This window comes from Acinetobacter sp. ANC 5054, assembly GCF_002135295.1.
Lineage (GTDB): Bacteria > Pseudomonadota > Gammaproteobacteria > Pseudomonadales > Moraxellaceae > Acinetobacter.
The window spans coordinates 80,023-102,803 of record NZ_NEGG01000005.1 but is presented as its reverse complement, the minus strand read 5'-3'; the positions used below and the strand labels follow the sequence as shown (position 1 = coordinate 102,803).

Genomic DNA, 22,781 nt, shown 5'->3' with positions numbered 1-22,781 from the left:
TCATGAAAAAATTTCAGGCAAATTTAAGCTACATACAGAATGGTTTAAAATAGCCATCGTATCTAGATGGAAAGTTGAAAATGAAGTTATATCGTTATTTAACAGGTAAAGATGATGTGAACTTTTGTGCACGCGTGACCAAAGCGTTGAATGAAGGCTACGAACTATATGGCGCACCAACCATGACTTTTAATGGTACAGATGTGATCGTGGGGCAAGCAATTGTTAAAGAAGTTGAGGATGAGACAGCAGTGCCTCAAGGTTTGAAAAAGGCCTTATCTGCTCTCGATTAAGTTATTGCTTCACTGAGTCTCCTGATTCTGTATCTAATTCTAAGTGTGGCGTTAAATATTTGCTGCATTGGTTATGGTGCAAATTCGCATTAAATTCGATTAGATTTTTCGTTACCAAGAAATCTTGATCGTCATGAGAGGCAAATTTTTTATTGGCTTCAATAAAATCTTGATAGGCATAAGCCATACCTGTTTGCTGACAACTTAGTTTTAAGCGTGCGTTATAGGAATCTGGCTGTTGTTCATGATAAAAACGAAAAGCAGTCCATAAATAGCCATTGATGTAATCAAATTCCTGTTGGTTTTGTACCTTGATTGGGGCTTGATAAAGTGGGAACTCTTGCGGGTTGCTGGTTTCTTCTGCGTGCGTGCTCAAAGCAACAATTAAGAGTGTGATGCCACAGATGGGGCGAAATATTTTTAACATTGTTCTGATCCTATCATTTAAGTTTTTATAAATGATTTGAGCCTGCTTCGCATTAGATGCATACAGCAGTAATACAAAACAGGCTCATGACTTATATTTTTAGGGCTTCAATTTTTAGAGCTGACAATATTTGTAACTGAAAGCTTAGCTGGAGTGTGCCAGACGCTTATTCATCATAAACAAACGAGTTAATAACAAAACACAAGCCACTGTTAAACCGACGATCAGACCAATCCAGACCCCAGCAGCGCCAGTGTCTGTAAAGCGGGCCAAATAAATACCCACAGGGAAAGCCACAATCCAATAGGCCACCATGGTAATCCACATCGGGCCTTTGGTATCTTGCATGCCGCGTAGGCAGCCTGCTGCACTAACTTGCCATGCATCCATGAGCTGATAAGCAATCGCAAAGAAAACTAAATACACTGCAAGTTTTGCAACATCGTAATCATTGGTATACAGCGAAACAATTTCATTGCGCAGTAGCCAAAGGAGCAACATGGTAATGAGGGCAAAGACAGTACCCGTCAGCATGCCAACTTTTTGCACTTTGCGCATTGCCAACCAGTTCTTTTCGCCATAATAGGTCCCAACTCGAATCGTCAGTGCAATCGCTAAAGACATGGGAATCATAAATAGCTGTGAGGTAATCGAAATCGCAATTTGATGCGCAGCGACGGTAATTTCTCCTAAAGGACTGAGGACGATGGCTGCCGTACTGAAAATACTCACTTCAAAGAAAATCGCCAGACCAATCGGCAAGCCGAGTTTTAAGATGCGCTTGATCCAATAGCCATTCATTTTTTCAAATGCAGCAAAGGGCTGAGTTTTTTGATAGACCGAACCTTTAAATACATAGGTGGCTAAGGCAAAAAACATTAACCATTGCAAAATAGCGGTAGCAAAACCACATCCTGCCGAGCCTAATTCAGGAATCGGGCCTAAGCCATACATGAAAATAAAGTTCAGCGGAATGAGCACCAACAGCGCGATGAGACTTAAGGCTGTCACAGGTCGTGGATAACCCAATGCTTCAGAATAACCACGCAGTGCTGCGTACATGGTTACGGCAGGCATCCCTAAGCTAATCGCATGTAAAAATAAATTGGCTTTTGGCAATAAGACTGCAGGCACACCTAAAATCGGCAATAACAGTGGCATGGCTTGTAAAATCAGAGCCGCAATAATGCCAAGAAATAATGCAACCCATAAAGATTGGCGTGCAATGGTGGCAATTTTCTCAGGCGTGCGCGCACCATTGGCTTCTGCCACCAGCGGCGTAGTGGCAATCATAATGCCGCTAAACAGCAGCATCACAGGTATCCATAGACCCACACCCACTGCAATTGCTGCGAGGTCATTGGCAGACATATGCCCCGCCATAATGGTATCAATCAGACCAAATCCCGCTTGCGCAAATTGCGTAATCAAAATCGGGATCATCAGGTGGAACAAATGTTTTAATTCATACTTGCTGCTGGTTGCAGCCGTGACAGTAGACACAGAACGTACTCATTTCTTGTGAGGTGCTTAGGAATGAGGTCTTAGCGTTGTAAAGTGAGAAGCACACCAATAAAAATCACTACGCCACCCAAAAAGCGTTGCCAGTTAATCGGTGTTTTATCCGTCCCCAATAGACCAAACTGATCGACAATCATCGACGTAATGATCTGTCCAAAAATGATTAACCCTGACAGGGTTAAAAATCCAAGTTTCGGCACGGTATAAATGCTTGCACTAATGGCATAGACGCCAAGACATCCGCCAATCCATGAAAACCATGGAATTTGACCGAATGTTGAAAGATCTGGTTTTTCAGCCGATTGAAAAAACACGATAAAGGCGAGGACTATTGTACCAACCAAAAAAGAAAAAAGGGCAGCTTGAAAGGGAGAATATAAATATTCACGTAATTGGCTATTAATGGCAGTTTGAAATGTCATCGCAATGCCAATACCCATCGCCAAGGGCATGAGGAGCAACAATTGAGAGCTAAATTTCATGTTCTGATCTTCTAATTCTTCTTTAATTTTATCAGTCTACTGCATTGCTCTAACGAATTCACAAGCACTGTGATGCAGTCATGTTAAAATGAGCGACTCTTCATTGTTCCTTTTGAGCTTTTCCTTGGCTGAATTAAATCCTGCACTGATTCCTTTGTCTTTATACATCCACATGCCGTGGTGCGTGCGTAAATGTCCGTATTGTGATTTTAATTCGCATGCCGTACCGAATGGCGAATTGTCTCTGGATTTGGAGCAAGAATATTTGCAAGCATTGGTGGAAGACTTTAAAACCCAAGTCGATTTTGCCCAAGGCCGCGTCATTCATAGTGTGTTTATTGGTGGAGGCACACCGTCGCTTATTTCAGCCAAAGGTTATCAATGGTTATTTGATCAGTTGCGTGCAGTGATTCCCTTTGAAGCAGGCTGTGAAATTACCTTAGAAGCCAATCCCGGCACGGTAGAACACGATCCTTTTGCAGGTTATTTAGAGGCAGGCATCAACCGACTTTCAATTGGTGTACAAAGTTTTAATCCAGAGCATTTACAAAAACTGGGTCGTATCCATTCCAATAATGACGCAATTCAAGCCATTCAACATGCGCGAGAAGCAGGCTTTGAGCGAGTGAATGTTGACTTAATGCATGGCTTACCTGAGCAAACCTTGGAACAAGCACTGTTGGATTTAAAACTTGCTGTTGAAAATGGGGCAACGCATGTGTCGTGGTATCAATTGACCATTGAACCCAATACGGTTTTCTTCCGCACAAAACCGATTTTACCTGTCGATGATGTATTGGAAGACATTCAGGAACAAGGCGAAGCGTATCTAATTGAACAAGGCTTTATCAATTATGAAGTGTCGGCTTGGCGTAAAGAAAAGCCTTCTGCACATAATTTAAATTATTGGCAGTTTGGCGATTATCTTGCGATTGGCGCAGGTGCACACGGTAAAGTGACCCAGCCTGATGGGGTGTACCGTTATCAAAAAACCCGTCTGCCAAAAGACTATTTAGCCAAAGTGCCTGCAGAGCATTTGCAATATCACCGTATTGAAGCAGCCGACATGCCCTTTGAATTTATGATGAATGCGCTGCGCTTAAATCATGGGGTGGAAGCCAAGCTATATAGCGAGCGTACAGGAGAAAGTTTAGAGCCGATTGCTGAGTTATTGGATTCATTACGTGAACGTAAATTGATGGTCAGTGATCCAACACGTTTGTCTTGTACTGAGCAGGGGCATATCTTTTTAAATTCGGTGTTGGAAGAGTTTCTTTAGAATGACAGATTCTACCTGCGAAAAATGATCAAAGAACTTGTGTGAAACCTGAAGAATGATCAAAAGTCCACTGAGCAATATGTGGGCTTATTTTTTTAAGATTTGGCGTTTGTAAATATTTAACATAAAAAAGCCCAGACAGGGATGTTAGGGCCAGAAAGCAGAAACTACAGCATCATTTCTAAAAAGAACTGTATTTCACTATAGGTTGGAATGAGGTAGGTTTAGCCAATAAAAAATGAATAAATTTTTTAAATTAAAACAATTTTTTATTGATTTTGTAAGACGTGATTTTTTAGCTAATGAAACTATTTTTTGATGGATTGAGCATCGCCTCAGCATCATACAAACGATACGTGTGGTTCCACTGTGCGAAAATCTTAGTTTAGCCCCTTGCAAAATGAAAGATATTGTATGTATTTAAATAAGCAATATTGTGTTGGATGCTTTTATGTATTTTAAATATATATAATAGGTTCTTATAAGATAATATTTTTTATGTATATTGTTTTTAATTTATTTTGATGATTTAGGTTGGGGGTGTCTATTTGATTTTTTAGTTTGACTTTAAAAAGTATTATTGTTTATTAAGAAAATAGTGTTGTTATATTTTTTTGGGTTTGTTTTTTTGGGTTTTGTATTCTGGTGATAGGTTGTTTTTATGGTTTCTTATAATATCTACGGCTTTATTTTAAAAAATAAACTCATAACTCTGTAAAAATTAAAACATTAATAGGTAATATATGTATTACTGAAGTCTAGGCTAAAAAGATGTAGAAGCACATTGAAGCAAAGCTAAGGTTAAGAACAAAGCATGGGGTTCGAGCTCAAGAGATCACACAGTAGAGTAGAAAAGGCATTCAGTTTATGCCTGTATCTGTGAGATGCTTAAATATTTGACCTAATGTTTAAATTAATTCTTAGAATTTAAACTAGTTTAATATATGAAGTGTTTTAATTAAATTATTTCTTTGGCATTATTTTTACTTCAATAGACGATTTTATTAAAAAACTAGAAATAATTTATTACATTTAAAATTATATACCAATTTTCAGTTATTAAAAAAGAAAACAATAAGATGTATTTGATTCTATTTTATTTCATTTATTTATTTTTTTGGTGCTTGTTTGTATTTATTTTTTATGTGATTTAATGATTTTAGATTAAATTCAATTTTAAATTTATTGAACTGAGAGTGTGAAAGTAATATGGGCTAAAAGGATGGTTAAGGTCATGAAAGTATTAGCAATCAATATAGGATTATGTTTTTTATTTATTCTAAATAATACCTATGCGGCAGATGCTTGGAGTCAACGCTGGGAGTCATCGAGAACACGTGCAGCGGAGCATTTGGCCCAAGCCAATCTAATTGAGCTCATGGACTCTGATTATTATGATGGGCTAGGAAAAACCACAATTTATAGCAATACAACATCAACGAGTTCGATCGGCACAGTCAATTCATCTACGAGTAACGTTAACCTGAATGGTTCAGACAACAATGTTGATATTTCTAGCGATGCGGTGAATGAGGCCGAAGTTAATTCGACGACCAATAAAGCCAGTCAAGCATGTCCTAATTTAGGGACCCTAACGGGAGCGACGCTATGCTGAATTGTCGAATTAAAGGAACCCTATCTTCTTTGGGTGTTGTGATTGCCATAAGTCAAGTTGTAGCAGGTTGTACTGGACTAGCGCCCTCCAACAAGAAACCTGTAGCTTTGGTACAGGGACCTCCAATTACAGATATTTTTACCCCTTTTGATATGGCTTTGTCTTGTTTAAAAGGGCAGTTGCGTAATGATGTGAATTTCTCTGTTGGTGCGATTTTAGACCAGACAGGTAAAGATTTAGTCACTGATGGGGGAACTGGCAAAATGGTCACCCAAGGTGCAGGTGATATGGTGCAGTCTGCATTGTTCCAAGCTGGTGTCAGCCTATTAAATCGACGTGATCCCCGTATTATTGAAAGTGAGGCGAAGTGGGGGATTCGCGATCCAAGAAATATTCAGGCTTCGAATTATTATGTCACGGGCAGTATTAATAGTTTGGATTTCATCCCCGGCGGTGGATTTGATATGCAAATAGGCGGTGTTGGGCCGACCTATAGCCAAACTCGGATTATGGTCGGTCTGGATTTATCGCTTACCGATACGCGTACCAGTCGAGTGGTGGCGAATGTTTCACTGCAAAAGCAAATTGTTGCACAAGATTATGGTGTGAATGCAGGTCGATTTGCAGGACATACCTTACTGAATATTCAAATAGGTAAGGGGGAGCGTGAGGCGACTAACTTTGCCTTACGCCAAATGTTGAATCTGGCGACCTTTGAGCTGTTAAGTCAGGTGATTCCGCCAAATGCATTTGAAAGTTGCCGAACTGTTATTCCGCCTGAATATGGACAGCTCAATTTAACGCGAAGTGCAGTAGCGTTGCATAGGTATCGAACCAGTCAGCAACAGCAGTCTCAAACTGAAAACACAGTTCCGCAGGCTTCCCCGACAAATGAAACGACTGCTGTAGTAGACCCAAATAAGTCAGCCGACCTAACTCATAATGGTACGGCAGTAACGGATAAGAATAAATTAACAGATAAGCCGAATAAAGGTACTCAGCCGCCTAAGCAAAAAGAGTCTGATTTGATTCAGGATCCTGATGCAGAGCCTGAGATGAGTAAACAAGATCTTATTAAATATATTAGTAAAGATCAGCCAACTCCATTAAAGCAGACCAAGGTTGGAAAAGTTGGAGATCTAAAAAAAGTTGAAAATGAAAAAGAAGATGATCAGTTACAACAGCTTTGGAGTGTAAACCCAGCAGTTGTTGAAAACTATTGGTCTACACCCCAGCGTGATTAAAAAATCTTAATAGGCTCGCTCCCCTATGGCGATAAAAGAAGTACTTGGCGAGGAGTATTTCAGCATAAACAAGGAAATGAATATGAAAACGTCAATTAAAACAATTGTCTTATCAGTATCAACGGCCTGTCTATCAAGTGTGGCTATGGCAGGTGGTGGTGGTCATGGTACAGTCGTATCTGTTGATACCAATTTAACAAATACGTTAGATGCCATATCCAAACAAGGTAAAAATGGTGTTGCATTGAATCTTGCCGTGAACACTGGTGATGTGGATGCAAGTGTGAACACAATTGGCAAGGGCTCTTATGTTAGCGGTCACCCTTTTCAGTATGATAGTACATCTATAAATGCTTTGCAGGGAGAGATTAAAACCACAGCAATTGGTGCAGTCAACAATGGTACCATCTCATTGCAACAAGGTAATATGACTTCAGGAAGTGGAGGAGAGTTTTCTAAAGAACTTTCGGGTTATGTGGAGCATTCAGTAAGTAATGCGACTACAAGTACTAGTTCGGGAGCAGAACAATCTTCAGCAGCACATCAGGCTGCATCAGCACATCAAGCTGCAGAATCTGCATATTCTGAAGGATGGCATCATAGTGTATCTGATGAGGCCTCTAACCACAGTAATAGTGCTAACCACAGTGCAAGTAATAGCGATGCAAGTAATTATTACTCAAATGCTACTACAGATTTCTCGGCAGGAGCTGCGGCTGGGATGAACTCTGCAATCAGTGGTAGTCATTATGACTATGATACAAGCACTTTAAGTAATTACGGCGCTGCCAACGTTGCCTTTAACTCGGGTTCTATCGATGCTTCTGTGAATACCACAGGATTTGATAATACACTGGGTAATATCACTACAACAGCAATTGGTGCTGCAAATACTGGAACCATTACTGTTACTGTAAAATAAATCCTATGCCATTAATTAAAAAAAAGAACCTAACTTTCGATAGAAAATTAGGTTCTTTATTTTTGTAGATGCTCATCCTATTGTATGTGTACATCTACAGGATGAGGCACTTAATTTCTTTACTTAGTAGTCAAAGCTAAAATGTTCAGCAGCCAATGAAGTCATGGTTTTCGATGGATTAACCATTGCTTCAGCATGACCTTGTGAGCGAGGAAGCATACGTTCAAAGTAGAAATCAGCCACTTTGATTTTCGCTTTATAGAATTCAGGAATTTCAGCACCATTGCCTTCTGCTAATTTCTCAGAAGCAACCGCAGCTTGTTGAGCCCAGAAATACGCCATCATCACATAGCCAGAGAACATCAAGAAATCAACTGAAGCAGAAGATACGATGTCACGGTCTTTACGTGCAGCAAGCATGATACGAACGGTTAATGCGTTCCACTGTGCACAAAGCTTAGTTAAATCCCATGCAAAACGACGCATGTATTTGTTACGTGCATGTTGACCGCAGAATTTTAAGATTTCAGCAGTGTAGTCACGAATCACTTTGCCTTTAGAAGTCAGTAATACTTTACGACCAATCAAGTCCAATGCTTGAACGCCGGTTGTACCTTCGTACAGGGTAGAAATACGTGAGTCACGTACGATTTGTTCCATACCCCATTCTTTAATATAACCGTGGCCGCCGTAAACTTGCATACCGTGGTTTGCGGCTTCATAACCCAATTCAGTTAAGAAACCTTTCAAAATAGGGGTGTAGAAACCTAAATGATCGTCATGCGCTTCAAACGCTGCTGTATCACCACGCGTTAACGCATCTGCCATTTTGTCGGCAATTTGTGCAGCGTAGTAAATCATTGAACGACCGCCTTCAGCGATGGCTTTTTGCGTCAATAACATACGACGGACATCTGCATGGTGAATAATTGCATCTGCAACTTTTTCAGGATCCTTTTTACCTGATAGTGCACGCATAGACATACGTTCTTTTGCGTATGGTAGCGCGCCTTGGAATGCCAATTCAGCATGTGCAATCCCTTGGATCGCTGTACCGATACGTGCAGTGTTCATGAATGTGAACATTGCATGTAAGCCTTTATGCTTTTCACCAATAAGGTAACCAATGGCATTGTCAAAGTTTAATACCGCCGTTGCAGATGCACGGATCCCCATTTTGTGTTCGATTGAACCACAGCTGACAGGGTTACGTTCGCCGATTGAACCGTCTGCATTCACAAGGAATTTAGGAACGATGAACAATGAAATGCCTTTGGTGCCGGCAGGTGCATCTGGAAGGCGTGCAAGAACAATGTGTACGATGTTATCTGTTAAATCGTGTTCACCCGCAGAGATGAAGATTTTTGTACCAGAAATCGCATAGCTACCATCGGCTTGAGGCTCTGCTTTAGATTTTACCTGACCTAAGTCGGTACCACATTGAGGTTCAGTTAAGCACATCGTGCCTGACCATGTACCTGATACAAGGTTTGGCAAATATTGGTTTTTCTGTTCATCTGAACCAAACTGCATGATGGTGTTGATACAACCTACGCTGAGGCCTGGATACATTTGGAATGACCAGTTTGCTGTACCCATCATTTCGGATTTGATTAGGTTTAATGATTGTGGCAAGTTTTGACCGCCAAATTCTTCAGGGAACGACAGACCTTGCCAGCCACCTTGAACGAATTGGTCGTATGCTTCTTTAAAACCTTTTGGCGTTTTTACTTCGCCATTTTCAAAATGACAGCCTTCTTCGTCGCCAGATTGATTAAGCGGTGAAAGAATATTTTCACAAAAGTCAGCTGCACCTTCCAAAATCATGTCAACAGTGTCTGCATCTGCAGCTTCACCATTAGAAAGTGTTTGGTAGTGTGCAGGGTAATCGAGCACTTCATTCATTAAGAAACGAATATCGTGTAAAGGCGCTTTGTATGCAGGCATAGTCTTAATCCTAATTTCGAAATTTTTTTGGATTATCTGTATTGATGATTTGATTATTCATAGTTTTGGCTAAAAAACATTGATAAATACGCCTTAAAAAAATGTCAGAAAGGCGAATTGTAATATTAAACCAACAAGTGAAAAGTAATGTTCTGATAGACTTAAAGTTGATCTTTTGATCAATTTTTTCTTTTAATAAATCATAAAGAACTTAGGTTTTCAGCGAATATTATGCGTTTAAAATATATAACACTTTGTTTACTGGGTTTGAGCATTAGTGGGTGTGCTCAACATGTCATTAAAACCAATCAGTCAGATCAGACCTTGGGGCAACAAGCCACACAGGGTCTCAATGCGATGTTTGAAAATTCAAGCTATGACATGAAAGGTCAATTTTCAATTCAAACGGATATTCAATTTGAATCGGAACAGCCAACAGCTAAGCCTGCAGCATTGCCAGAGAAGAAAGCTGAACTTGATCCGCAATTAAAAAAGCAGTTGGATCAACTCATTAAAGCACAGAATATTCCATTTAGTCAGAAAGAGAAAAAGCAGCTTTATCAAGCTTTGGCAGAGGAAAATACGCCAACATTATATTCTGATTATGGCCATAGTAATGGCAGTTCGACTAAATCGAAAATCGCTTCGTCTTTGCAAAATCTTTTGAATGACTTGCAATTTAGCTATACCAGTTCGGTGCATTTCCGCCAAAAAATCGCGGCATTAACTTTACAGCTGAATTATCAAAAACCAACGTTACAGGTTCAAGCTCAGCTACCGATGGTGGTTGATTTTAATGAAAAGAAATTTTATACCAACTACTTTGCGTTCATGCCATTTATGGTCAATCGTGAAAGCCAAGGCAGTTTTGCGTATGTCGATTTTTCCAAACATAAAGATAGTTTAGAGAAGATTGATTTAAAGAAATTTGCAGTCTTACTCAAAGAAATGAATGCTTTGCCATATGAACTGGCGGAGCCAAATCAAGTTCAAAATGTCGCATTGAGTCATGCAGAAAAAGATGCGGGTATTACCAAAAAAATTCGTTTCGTTGGTGATGTAGAAACCCTGCATACGCAGCTAGAATTATATGATTATATCAATGAAATTTATTATACCGAGCAAATTAAAGGTCAGAAGTTTGTTGAATCTGAAGTAGACGCTGAACAAGAAGCTAATGTAGCTGCTGCAGAAGCCTATGCAGCTGCAGAAGCATATGCTACGGCTGAAGCTGCAACCGCAGCGGCAACTGCTGCGGCGGAGGAAGTAGATTCAGATGAAGAAGAAATTGATACTGCATATGCCTCTGTAGAGCGTGTCTATGGCGTTGTAAATAGTAAAATGCATAGCTTGATGTACCATGAGCATGCTGATGCCGAAACTGAAGAAGTAGAGGAGGCAGATGAAGCATATGATGCAGGTTATGCAGCGGATGCTACAGCGTCAGGTGGCTCTGAGTATGAAGAATATGCAGAGGCAAGTGAATATGCTGACGACGAAGAAACAGCAAAGCAAAGCGTGTCTGAAGAACAATGTTTAGCATTACAAACAGCCAAAAATGTGCCGATTGGTAAAGTTACACTCTGTCGAGATTATCGAGATGTACGTGTAATTTCTAATAACGCAGAGCAGCATGAGCATGCAAGTGAAGTGGCTGATGCAAGTGAAGAAGAGAGTCTTTCTTCCACTGCGATTGATCAATTAAAACCCGTGTTTAAGCCTTATCGCACACAGCAACTCATCACTGCACAACAATTCAAACAGTTGTGGCAACAACATCAAGCTGAAATTGCCCAAGCGATGAAGTCAACCAAAACCACAACTGCAAGTTTCGTGGCGGATGTTGGCTTGGATCAAAAAGGTCGCGTTCAAAATATGGATTACAACCTAGCTTTTTCTGACCTACGTATCGGGAAAGTGAACCTCAAAAGTACTAACCAGATTTTCAATTATGGCAATGCGACGCCAATTGATCGTCAAGCATTGAAACAAGCAAAATCGATTGAAGAAGTCAGTAAAGATTCACTGTTTGAAAATATGGTGAAAGGCTTACTTTCTCCAATTACAGGTCAAGACCCATATGCTGAGGAAGCTGAAACGGCATCAGCCGATGATGTAAATCATCAAGATTCTATTGAATTACCTGAGTATTTAAGTACCGTTGCAGCACAAAGTTATGCACGTCATCATTCTGAAGTGAAAGCCTATCAAGCGGCTTTTGCAGTGGCATTTGCTGCTTATCGCCCAGAATATGTGAAATATTATTCAGCAGCTGCATTAAATGAAATTTCAGAAGTGTATGCATATCAATTCCTTGAGGATTTAGATAAGCCAAAAGGTAATGCTTTGAAGCGCTTAAATCAGTTGCGTGAAAAGCATGTGTTAAACACCTATGAAGATTTTGATGATCTGGGTTCAACAGTACGTGCGTATATGCAAGAGGGCATTCGCGAAGCGAAGGAAAAGCACGAGTTTAATCAGTTGCTGAAAACTTATAAAACTAAGCAAGCGATCTTTGCTCAGCTTTATCAGCAAAAATATTTAGCGATGTATGACTTGGAGGGTGCTGAAAAAGCAGAATTGGCGAAAGCAGCTAAAGTCTATGCCAAAGCGTTTGTTGATGACACCAAAGGTCAGTTATCTGAAGCATCGGTTAATGGCTTAACGGTTGCACATGAAGATCTTTTCAGTCAGTCGGCTTATTATGAAGCTTATAAAGTTGTGCAAAAACAAATGAAGTAATCTTAGAAGTTTTTTGAATCTAAGAATAAAAAAGAACCTCAATGGAGGTTCTTTTTTGTCTTTGAAAGGAGTGAACCGTTAGAGAAAATCTTTTAGTTCAGGTTTGACACCATTCCAAATCGAAAATGATTCAATTGCCTGACCGACTAACATGCCAAATCCTTCTGATGTGGGTACATGACGGGCTTTGGCTTGATCTAAGAATGTTGACGGTTTGCCATACGCCATTTCATAAGCATGCTTAAATTGCAGATTTTCTGGCAAAACCAGTGCCTCACCGCTTAAGCTAGCAGAGGTCGCATTAATGACTAAATCAAAATCGCCATTTAAATCATTTAACGCAATTGCTTGCAGTTCAGCATTGGGCACAGCAGCTTTTAAATCAACAACCAATTGTTCAGCACGTGCAAGCGTGCGGTTCGCGATCACAATTTTTTTCACACCCGCCTGAACCAATGGATAAATAACACCACGAGTTGCACCACCTGCACCAATAATTAAAATATCCGTATTTTCAAGCGACCAGTCCAAGGCATGAATGGCATTCACCAAGCCTTGACCATCAGTATTGTCACCATGTAATTGACCATCTTGCATCCATAGTGTGTTTACGGCACCTGCAATTTTGGCACGTTCAGTCAGTACCGCACATTGTGCAAAAGCTTGTTCTTTAAATGGCACAGTGACATTCATGCCGATACCACCTTCGGCAAAAAAGCGTTCTACGCTATCTTTAAAACCATCAAGAGGAGCAAGTCGTTTGCTGTACTGAATGTCGAGGCCAGTTTTTTGAGCAAAGGCATGATGCAGTTCAGGGGAACGTGATTGTTCAATTGGGTTACCAATCACGGCAAATTGTTTGCTCATTGTAGCGTCCATGTCGGAGTGAATTAGAGCAGACAATATACGCCAAATTCTTGAACTAAAGTTCGGGCAGCTTAGAAAAGCTGAATATTGCAAGGGAATTTGCGAATAGGTTACAGCTAATTAATGGATGTACAAGCGCATGATCTTAGGGATTACAAATTTCTAAAACGCTTTTAATCAAAATGATTGCAGCACTGAATACCAGTCCAATGAGTGCAAAAACCATAAAGCCAATGGCTAAATTATCGTTCAGTGATGTTTCAGAAAAAATATTGGTACTGATTGCACTTACCAATACAACAGCAAAACTCCAAAATACCAGAGCAGCGTAGCTAAATGCATTTGGTTTTTGAGTAAGTTGAGTTGGCATACGAGCGATACTCCGTCCAATTAAAAAATCAGCGACTAGTGTAAACGTCATCAGCGTCACTATGTAGGGCTAAGCTGTGTGAAACTTGTGTCATTGTTGATGATTATCATTACAAAGTAAATGACTATAAAAGGTATTTTTTATGCTCAGGTCGTTACAAAGTGAGCAGTAAATCACTGAATTTAAAAAGCCTCTGAAGTCAGAGGCTTTTTTGTGTTATTTCAACTGATTTAACCAGTCTTGTGGTTTTAAATAAAAGTCTGTGAGCTTTTTCTCAGCAGAATTTTCTTCCCATTCAGGACGATAAGACCAGCCTGCTAAGGGAGGCATGCTCACTAAAATTGACTCAATACGACCACCTGTTTGTAAACCAAACAATGTGCCTCGGTCATAAACTAAATTGTATTCAACATAGCGTCCACGACGGTAAAGTTGGAAGTCACGCTGTGCTTCTGTATAGGCTTTATCTTGGTTTTTTTGGAAAATCGGCAAAATGGCTTCTAAATAACCATTTCCAACCGCTTGCATATATTGGAAGCACGTTTCAAAGTCCCATTGATTAAGATCATCAAAAAATAAACCGCCAACGCCGCGTTGTTCATCACGATGTTTTAAATAGAAATAGTCATCACACCATTTTTTATGTTCTTGGTAGATGTTGTCACCAAATGGCGCACAGAGGTCATGTGCTGTTTGATGCCATGACAAAACATCTTCATCGTTTGGATAATAGGGTGTTAAATCAAAACCGCCGCCAAACCACCAAATTGGGTCTTGACCTTCTTTTTCAGCGACAAATAAACGAACATTGGCATGTGAGGTTGGTACGTTAGGATTTTTGGGATGAATCACCAATGAAACACCCATGGCTTGCGCTTTTGCACCGGCAATGGCGGGGTGGCGCTCAGTTGCGGATGCAGGCAGTTTAGAAATATTGATGTGCGAGAACATTACACCACCTTTTTCGATCACGCTGCCATTTTGCAGTACACGTGAACGTCCACCGCCACCTTCAGGACGCTCCCAATCATCAATGATAAATTCAGCCTCACCGCCACCTGCGCGTTCTTGTTGTTCCAATGCGGCACAAATACGGGCCTGTAAATCTCGAAGGAAATCATCTACACGTTGTATATCTGCTGAAGTTGGATTCTGCATGGTGACCTTTATGGCAAGACTCAAAGATAAGTATCATCAAAGCATAATTTGGCTTAAAACTTAAGGGGAATTTCCTGATACTTCACATCGATATTGGGACTCTATGTTTGAATCGGAACTTATAAGGATAAAAAGAAGGGGGGCATTTCCGACTAAGTTGCTTGGTTGAATTCAAAGCAGAAGCTCAGCACAATATTCGCAGGGAGATTCAAATTGAATCTCATTGATTGATCGAAATGGTGCATCTATGTCCTTACAGGCGAGTTCCTTAATTCAAAAATATAATGTACCCGGCCCACGCTATACCAGTTACCCAACGGTACCTTATTGGGAAGAAGCGGAATTTTCATTGGCGCAATGGAAGCAGGGGCTTAAACGATCTTTTGATGAGTCGAATCAAAGCGAAGGTATTAGTCTCTATATTCATCTGCCATTTTGTGAAAGCTTATGTACTTTTTGCGGTTGCCATAAAAAGGTGACCAAAAAGCATGAAATGGAACTGCCTTACATTCAAGCTGTATTAAAAGAATGGGACTTGTATTGCCAATTATTGGTAGAAAAACCAATGATTAAAGAAATTCATTTGGGCGGGGGAACACCGACATTTTTCTCCCCTGAACATTTAACCCAATTGATTCAAGGGATTTTGGCTCACGCAACAGTTGCAGATCAGCATGAATTTAGTTTCGAAGGCCATCCCAACAACACCACGCGCGAACATTTACAATCCTTGTATGATTTGGGCTTTCGTCGTGTGAGTTATGGGGTACAGGATTATAATGAAAATGTGCAAAAAGCCATTCACCGCATTCAACCTTTTGAACATGTCGAGCAAGTGACCCAATGGGCACGGGACATTGGCTATACCTCAATTTCACATGACTTGGTGTTTGGTCTGCCATTTCAAGATTTAAAAGATGTGCTACATACCATTGATCAAACGAATCGCTTAATGCCAGATCGTTTGGCTTTTTATAGTTATGCGCATGTGCCGTGGATTAAAGGCAATGGGCAACGTGGTTTTAAAGATGCCGATGTGCCGAAAGATGATTTAAAACGTCAATGCTATGAAGAAGGTAAGAAGCAACTGCTTGCACATGGCTATCATGAAATAGGGATGGACCATTTTGCCTTGCCGTCAGATGAAATGGCAAAAGCCTTTGCAGAGGGGAGTCTGCATCGTAATTTTATGGGGTATACCGCATCGAAAACTCAGGTGATGATCGGTCTGGGCTTATCATCTATTAGTGACAGCTGGTACAGTTTTGCGCAAAATGAAAAGAAAATTGAAGACTACTATGCACGCTTAGATGCAAATGAAATTCCTGTCTATCGTGGGCATGTCTTGAGTTCTGAAGATTTAATTATTCGTAAACATATTCTGAATTTGATGTGTACTTTTAGTACCTCTTGGGACAGTGCAGAAATGGCATTTCCTGAAATTGAAGAAGTCTTAGCTCAGTTGCAAGAAATGCAGGAAGATCAACTTTTGAAGATTGATGGGCAGCAGATCCAGATCACTGAAAAGGGCAAACCGTTTGTGCGTAATATCTGCATGGCCTTTGATTTACGATTAAAACGTCGTGTACCTGAAAATCGTATTTTTTCGATGACGATTTGAATCTCCCCTAACCCCTCTTTAATAAAGAGGGGAAAGCCTCCCTTTTGGAAAGGGAGGTTTGGAGGGATTAATTTATAGAGAATTAAAAGGACTTTTAAAAATCATCCTTTTGATACATATGCGACATACGATCATGTTTGGTTTTTAAATATTGTTCATTAAAGGGATTTAAACCTACGGTGAGCGGTACGCGATCAACCACATTTACACCTTGTTCTTGCAGTGCTGCAATTTTTAAAGGGTTATTGGTAATTAAACGGACTTCTTTAATGTGTAGATGGTTCAGCATGATGGGACACATGTCATATCGACGTGCATCAGCAGGTAGATTTAACATCAGGTTAGCATCGACTGTATCGTGACCTTGATCTTGTAAGGCATAGGCACGAATTTTATTGGTGAGACCAATACCACGACCTTCTTGTCGTAAATATAAAATTACGCCTTGTCCTGCTTCATTAATCAGTTTTTGTGTCGCTTGAAGTTGTGGACCACAATCACATTTAAGCGAAGCGAAGGCATCGCCTGTGAGGCACTCAGAATGGATACGCACCAATACAGGTTCTGTTGGTGCTTCCTCTAATCCTTTAGAGAGGGCAACATGTTCTTCACCAGTTTCAGGATCCTGAAAAACGGTAATATTGAATTCACCAAAAGCGGTCGGTAATCTTGACGTTGCGACAAATTCTATAGGCACTGCTTAACCCGTTTATTCGATTATAAATTGGCTAAAGTATAGCGTAATGCTAGGACATTGGTAGAATTGCAACGATGATTTTATGCAGAACATTTTCTTTTTTGTATAAAGCGAACGATAATAGTTGATAAATAGGAAGATTATTCAGGATAATCTGACTCATTCAAAATCTCCCCTGCGAGATCATTGCTAAAAATTACATCGCTACAAGTTTGGCTGATTGTAAGGTGATACAATTCGACAATATGATCGAATTACCCATTTAGACCGAGCTTAGGAATTTGCCAGGCTTTAGAAGGCTTTGCCACATTATGCTGTATAAAGAAATACCATCTCAACGCCCTGTAACACCGTTGCTGGATACAATTAACCATCCACAACAACTTCGTTTACTCGAGCGCAGCCAATTAGAGCAAGTGGCGGATGAGTTACGTCAGTTCATTTTGTATGCAGCTGGACAAAGTGGTGGGCATTTTGGTGCCAATCTCGGGGTAATTGAGCTGACGGTCGCGCTGCATTATTGTTTTGACACGCCGAATGATCGCTTAATTTGGGATGTGGGGCATCAAGCTTATCCACATAAAGCCTTAACAGGTCGTCGTGAGCAACTTGTGACGATTCGTGCTAAAGATGGCTTAGCCGCATTCCCAGCACGCGAAGAATCAGAATTTGATACCTTTGGTGTCGGACATTCATCGACTGCAATTTCAGCTGGTCTTGGTATGTCTTTGGCACGCCGCTTTAAACAAGACCCATGCCATGTGGTGGCGATTGTCGGTGATGGCGCTATGACGGCAGGTATGGCGTTTGAAGCCATGAATGATGCTGTAGCGCATGATGCTGACCTTATGGTGGTGTTAAACGACAATGATATGTCGATCTCATGCAGTACCGGTGGTTTTGCCAAACACCTCGCTGCCATTTGGGAAAGTGGTCAGTCGGTGAATATTTCTGAAGATGGCGAAGCATTTGTGCAGCCACATCCAGAATGGACTTATAACTCACGCCTACATTGTGCTGCGACCGATGCAGCAGATAACTTATTTAAAGCCATTGGTTTTGATTATTTTGGTCCTTTTGATGGTCATGATGTAACACAGCTGAGCCATGTGTTCGAGGCTTTGAAAAAGCGTAAAGGCCCACGTTTAGTACATGTCTATACAAAAAAAGGCAAAGGCTTTGAACCTGCTGAAGCAGACCAAATTAAATACCATGCGATTGGCAAGTTGAATGCACCTACTGCGACAGCAACAGCACCTAAATATTCAGATGTGTTTGGTCAGTGGTTATGTGACGAAGCGGCACAAGATGATCGTTTGTTGGCGATTACACCTGCAATGTGTGAAGGCTCAGGTATGGTGAAATTCGCCAAGCAATATCCTGAACGTTTCTTTGATGTTGCTATTGCTGAACAACATGCCGTCACGCTTGCTGCGGGTATGGCGTGTGAAGGGGTAAAACCTGTAGTCGCAATTTATTCTACTTTCTTGCAACGTGGTTATGATCAATTAATTCATGATGTGGCATTGCAAAATTTAGATGTGACCTTTGGCATTGACCGTGCTGGTTTAGTCGGTGAAGACGGCCCAACACATGCAGGGGCGTATGATTATGCCTTTATGCGTACAGTCCCAAATATAGTCATCATGGCACCAAAAGATGAAAATGAGTGCCGTCAAATGTTGCATACAGCGTATTTGTATAAAGGCCCCGCTGCGGTACGTTATCCACGTGGAAATGGCGTAGGTGTTGAAATTCAACAAGCGCTGACCGAACTTGAAATCGGTCGTGGTGAAATTCTCGCAACTTTCAATGGTTCGCAAGAATCGACCATTTCGATTTTGGCTTTTGGCAGTCGCGTTCAAGCTGCGCTAGAAGCAGGTCAAGCCATCGCTGAAAAACTCGATGTGGCTGTTCGCGTTCTGAATATGCGCTTCGTGAAACCGCTTGATACACAGTTGATTGATCAAATTGCTGATTCAACGCAGTTATTTGTGACTGTTGAAGAACATGCGGTGATGGCAGGTGCAGGTAGTGCAGTCAATGAATACTTAGCACAGGCAGCTATTGTGAAACCAATCCTCAATCTTGGATTGGCGGATGATTTCATGCACCAAGCATCACATGCTCAAATGCTACAACAAGCAGGATTGGATGCAGCGGGCATTACAGCATCGATTGAACAGGTCTGGTTAAAATCCACACAAACAGTCGTTTGCTGATATTCTAATTTTTAGAAACATTTTTTCCCTAAAAGCCCTTATATTTGATAAGATATAAGGGCTTTTATGCATTATTCTTTATCAGTATCTTCAAATTTGTAGTGGGTGTTCAATGGAACCTATGGTGGTTATGGCTGCGCGTGCGGCTCAATTAGTTGGTCAAGAGCTTTTAAAAGCGCATCAAAATCGTCATAAACTCGATCTACAAGTCGAAGAAAAAGGAATTGATGGTCCTGTAACGCGTGTTGATCGTTACTTGGAACAATTGACTATCGATACCCTACGTAAAAGCTATAAAAATCACAGCTTCCTTGGTGAAGAGTTTGGTCTACAAGAAGGTAAAGGTCACGACGCTGATTGGTGTTGGATCATTGACCCACTTGATGGCACGCTTAACTTCGTTAACGGTGTACCGCATTTCTGTATCTCTATCGCAGTTCAACATAAAGGTGTAACTCAACACGGTGTTATTTATGACCCGGTGAAAGATGAGTTGTTCTCTGCAAGTCGTGGTCGTGGCGCGATGATGAACCAACGCCGTATTCGTGTAAATGTAAAAGACAGCTTGGAAAATACATTCCTTTCAGTGGGTCATGCATACCGTAAAATACGTAATGGTGAAGTGGTTTCTTTTGCAAAAAATCATTTTGACTCATTGTTAAATGTGACTGAAGCTGGCGCACAATACCGTCGTACAGGTTCTGCTGCACTTGACCTTGCTTATGTTGCTGCTGGACGTTTTGATGGTTATTTCGAACTTGGTTTGAAACCATGGGACATCGCTGCGGGTGAGTTAATTGTGAAAGAAGCGGGCGGTACTGTGGTTGATGCTCGTGGTGGTAACGACTCTATGGATAATGGTCAAGTACTTGCATGTTCTATGAAAATGCTTAAGCCTTTAATGCAAGCTGTAGTTCCAGCTTGGGCTGACGCAGCTAAATAATAGAACGCTGATTCGAGTTTATTGACAGAATAATTAAATAAAGCTCTCTTTAAGGGGGCTTTATTTTTGTCTAGATTACGGTCAAAGTATTTTAAAGTGAGAGCTGTAAAGGGTTGCTAAAATAGTATTAAATAGGATTTCTACGAAATAAAATGGACGCCAACACCTTATAAATAGGCGTTTTATGAATTATTTGTGACAAACCAACTAAAATAGATGACTTTTCAAAATATTCTGCTATAATCCGCCCACGCACTAAATTTCGTTCATTACCTGAACATTCTCTTCTATCATTGTGTATGCGCGTTCCGGTCCAAAGAGAGGACGATATTTCGCGCCCCACCCAATCGCTAAGCGATTCTTTCAGGTTGCGGCTGTTATCATGTGTGCGTTATACGCATCGTCGTTCTCGGATCGCCGCTGATTCTATATTTTCAGCGTTTATTGCTGTGCCGCTTTTTGCCGATGTTCATCTGAATTTATATTTTTAATGGAGCACCCACATTCGGGGTGAAATACTCTATGAGCAAAACTTTTGCTGATTTTCCTTTACATGAGTCGTTACAACTGGCATTACAAGGTCTAGGTTTTACTACACCAACTCCAGTACAAGAACAATCAATTCCAGCGGCACTTGAAGGTAAAGATCTTCTTGTATCAAGCCAAACTGGTTCTGGTAAAACAGCTGCATTCTTACTCCCAACTGTGAATGCTTTGGCTGGTCAAGACACTTTGTTGTCTTTCAAAGAGCGCATGAAAGCGGTTACTGCACCGTCTATTCTTGTACTTTGCCCAACTCGTGAATTGGCTCAACAAGTTAGCCAAGACGCAATTGCTTTAGTTCGTCACATGAAAGGTGTACGTATTGCAGCAATCATGGGTGGTATGCCTTTCGGTAAACAAATCCAACAGCTTAAAGGTGCACAAGTTGTCGTTGCGACTCCAGGTCGTTTACTTGACCTTGTTAACCGTCGTCAAATTAAATTAGACAACGTTGATGCATTAATCGTCGACGAAGCTGACCGTATGCTTGACCTAGGTTTCTCTGAAGACCTTGAAGCAATCAGTGATTTAGCGGCTAACCGTAAACAAACATTGATGTTCTCTGCAACATTTGCTGGCCGTATTATTACGCTTGCAGAACGTATGATGAATGATCCAGTACGTATTGCAATTGAAACTGGTCACTCTACAAACACTGATATCACTCAGACACTTCACTGGACTGATGGTTTCGAGCACAAGAAAAAATTATTAACACACTGGTTGAACGCTGAAGACGTAGACCAAGCTGTGGTATTCGCTTCAACTCAAGAAGACACAGATATGTTGGCTGAAGAGCTAGCTGAAGCAGGTCTTTCAGTTGTAGCACTTCACGGTGCAATGCCACAAACTGTACGTAACCGTCGTTTACGCAGCATCCGTGAAGGTCGCGCAAAAATCTTAGTTGCAACTGACGTTGCAGCACGTGGTCTTGACGTACCAACAATCTCTCACGTAATTAACTTCGGTCTTCCAATGAAGAACGAAGACTATGTACACCGTATCGGTCGTACAGGTCGTGCGGGTCGTACAGGTAACGCAATCACTTTAGCGACTTACCGTGAACGCGGTAAAATCCGTGCTTTAGAAGACTTCTTAGATGCACGTTTAAATGTATCTGAAATTGAAGGTCTTGAGCCATCTCCACCTCCTGCACGTGGTAGCCGTGATGGTCGTCGTGATGGCGGTCGTGGTCGTGACGGTGGTCGCGGTGGTCGCGGTGGTTTCGGTGGCGGTCGTCGTTTTGAAGGCGAATCAAACTTCAAACGTCGTGAAGGCAACCGTGATGGCGAACGTCGTTCATTCGGTGGCGAAGATCGTCCACGTCGTGAAGGCGGTTTTGAAGATCGTCCACGTCGCGAATACAACAACGATCGTCCACGTCGTGAAGGCGGTTTTGAAGATCGTCCACGTCGCGAATTTAACAACGATCGTCCACGTCGTGAAGGCGGTTTTGAAGATCGTCCACGTCGCGAATTTAACAACGATCGTCCACGTCGTGAAGGCGGTTTTGAAGATCGTCCACGTCGCGAAGGTGGTTTCGGTGATCGTCCTCGTTCTAACGATGACAACCGTGGCAACCGTGTAGATTACAAACCACGTGAAAATGGTTTTGGTGATCGTCCTAAGCGTTCATTTAGTGAAGATCGTCCACGTCGTGAATTTAATGGCGACCGTCCACAACGTTCATTTAGCGGCGAAGATCGTCCAAAACGTTTCGGTGATGATCGTCCAAAACGTTTTGGTGATGATAAGCCACGTGGCGAGCGCACTTTCGGTGAAGACCGTCCACGTCGTAAATTCAATGACTAATTGAATTTCGAAAGAAATATCGAAAAAAACCGGTGGAAACACCGGTTTTTTTTATGGAATTAAATTAGCTTTTTAA

The 22,781-nt window shown here is 41.1% G+C and carries 18 protein-coding genes; 10 read left to right on the top strand and 8 right to left on the bottom strand.

Going from position 1 to position 22,781, the window contains the following annotated elements:
* Window positions 1-80 precede the first annotated feature (80 nt).
* A complete protein-coding gene (locus tag B9T33_RS06810; protein ID WP_086178186.1) occupies window positions 81-293 on the top strand; it encodes a DUF1737 domain-containing protein in 213 nt (70 codons plus the stop codon).
* Window position 294: 1 nt separating this feature from the next.
* On the opposite strand, the gene B9T33_RS06805 is transcribed toward B9T33_RS06810, so the two are convergent.
* The 3 genes from B9T33_RS06805 to B9T33_RS06795 form a co-directional block, all read right to left on the bottom strand.
* On the bottom strand, window positions 295-720 hold the full coding sequence (locus B9T33_RS06805) for a hypothetical protein (protein ID WP_086178185.1): 426 nt from the start codon (window positions 718-720) through the stop codon (window positions 295-297).
* 144 nt (window positions 721-864) lie between these two features.
* Window positions 865-2,163: an MATE family efflux transporter gene (locus tag B9T33_RS06800; protein WP_171263599.1), complete on the bottom strand. Its 1,299-nt coding sequence runs from the start codon at window positions 2,161-2,163 to the stop codon at window positions 865-867.
* Window positions 2,164-2,264: 101 nt separating this feature from the next.
* Window positions 2,265-2,723, bottom strand: coding sequence for a DMT family transporter (locus B9T33_RS06795; protein WP_086178183.1), 459 nt, complete (start codon window positions 2,721-2,723; stop codon window positions 2,265-2,267).
* A 124-nt stretch (window positions 2,724-2,847) separates the two neighbouring features.
* Between B9T33_RS06795 and hemW the strand changes: the two genes are divergently transcribed.
* The 4 genes from hemW (at window position 2,848) to B9T33_RS06775 (ending at window position 7,783) form a co-directional block, all read left to right on the top strand.
* Window positions 2,848-4,002 (top strand): radical SAM family heme chaperone HemW, encoded by a 1,155-nt coding sequence (hemW, locus tag B9T33_RS06790; RefSeq protein ID WP_086178311.1) that lies wholly within the window; start codon window positions 2,848-2,850, stop codon window positions 4,000-4,002.
* A 1,234-nt stretch (window positions 4,003-5,236) separates the two neighbouring features.
* Entirely contained in the window at window positions 5,237-5,617 is a 381-nt protein-coding gene (locus tag B9T33_RS06785; RefSeq protein ID WP_086178310.1) for a hypothetical protein, read from the top strand.
* Complete coding sequence (locus tag B9T33_RS06780; protein WP_086178182.1) at window positions 5,611-6,861, top strand: CsgG/HfaB family protein; 1,251 nt, start codon at window positions 5,611-5,613, stop codon at window positions 6,859-6,861. The genes B9T33_RS06785 and B9T33_RS06780 overlap by 7 nt, the downstream gene beginning before the upstream one ends.
* A gap of 82 nt (window positions 6,862-6,943) precedes the next feature.
* Window positions 6,944-7,783 (top strand): hypothetical protein, encoded by an 840-nt coding sequence (locus B9T33_RS06775; RefSeq protein ID WP_086178181.1) that lies wholly within the window; start codon window positions 6,944-6,946, stop codon window positions 7,781-7,783.
* A gap of 123 nt (window positions 7,784-7,906) precedes the next feature.
* On the opposite strand, the gene B9T33_RS06770 is transcribed toward B9T33_RS06775, so the two are convergent.
* On the bottom strand, window positions 7,907-9,730 hold the full coding sequence (locus B9T33_RS06770; RefSeq protein ID WP_086178180.1) for an acyl-CoA dehydrogenase C-terminal domain-containing protein: 1,824 nt from the start codon (window positions 9,728-9,730) through the stop codon (window positions 7,907-7,909).
* Between the two features lie 231 nt (window positions 9,731-9,961).
* On the opposite strand from B9T33_RS06770, the gene B9T33_RS06765 reads away from it, so the two are divergent.
* Window positions 9,962-12,472, top strand: a complete 2,511-nt coding sequence (locus tag B9T33_RS06765; RefSeq protein WP_086178179.1) for a hypothetical protein — start codon at window positions 9,962-9,964, stop codon at window positions 12,470-12,472.
* Window positions 12,473-12,550: 78 nt separating this feature from the next.
* Here B9T33_RS06765 and aroE read toward each other — a convergent pair whose 3' ends face one another.
* From aroE to hemF, 3 genes are all read right to left on the bottom strand, one after another.
* Entirely contained in the window at window positions 12,551-13,339 is a 789-nt protein-coding gene (aroE, locus tag B9T33_RS06760) for a shikimate dehydrogenase (protein ID WP_086178178.1), read from the bottom strand.
* Between the two features lie 145 nt (window positions 13,340-13,484).
* Window positions 13,485-13,760: a hypothetical protein gene (locus B9T33_RS06755; protein ID WP_228145793.1), complete on the bottom strand. Its 276-nt coding sequence runs from the start codon at window positions 13,758-13,760 to the stop codon at window positions 13,485-13,487.
* 165 nt (window positions 13,761-13,925) lie between these two features.
* Window positions 13,926-14,867, bottom strand: a complete 942-nt coding sequence (hemF, locus tag B9T33_RS06750) for an oxygen-dependent coproporphyrinogen oxidase (RefSeq protein ID WP_086178176.1) — start codon at window positions 14,865-14,867, stop codon at window positions 13,926-13,928.
* Between the two features lie 247 nt (window positions 14,868-15,114).
* Here hemF and hemN point away from each other — a divergent pair, with 247 nt between their 5' ends.
* Window positions 15,115-16,488 (top strand): oxygen-independent coproporphyrinogen III oxidase, encoded by a 1,374-nt coding sequence (hemN, locus tag B9T33_RS06745; RefSeq protein WP_086178309.1) that lies wholly within the window; start codon window positions 15,115-15,117, stop codon window positions 16,486-16,488.
* A 94-nt stretch (window positions 16,489-16,582) separates the two neighbouring features.
* Here the strand turns inward: hemN and ribA are convergent, their stop codons facing one another.
* Window positions 16,583-17,185 (bottom strand): GTP cyclohydrolase II, encoded by a 603-nt coding sequence (ribA, locus tag B9T33_RS06740; RefSeq protein ID WP_086178175.1) that lies wholly within the window; start codon window positions 17,183-17,185, stop codon window positions 16,583-16,585.
* Between the two features lie 311 nt (window positions 17,186-17,496).
* Here ribA and dxs point away from each other — a divergent pair, with 311 nt between their 5' ends.
* From dxs to B9T33_RS06725, 3 genes are all read left to right on the top strand, one after another.
* Entirely contained in the window at window positions 17,497-19,407 is a 1,911-nt protein-coding gene (gene dxs, locus B9T33_RS06735) for a 1-deoxy-D-xylulose-5-phosphate synthase (RefSeq protein ID WP_086178174.1), read from the top strand.
* Between the two features lie 112 nt (window positions 19,408-19,519).
* The gene (locus tag B9T33_RS06730) at window positions 19,520-20,350 is read left to right on the top strand and encodes an inositol monophosphatase family protein (protein ID WP_086178173.1); all 831 of its coding nucleotides are present in this window, start codon (window positions 19,520-19,522) and stop codon (window positions 20,348-20,350) included.
* 522 nt (window positions 20,351-20,872) lie between these two features.
* Window positions 20,873-22,705, top strand: coding sequence for a DEAD/DEAH box helicase (locus B9T33_RS06725; protein ID WP_086178172.1), 1,833 nt, complete (start codon window positions 20,873-20,875; stop codon window positions 22,703-22,705).
* Window positions 22,706-22,781: the final 76 nt, after the last annotated feature.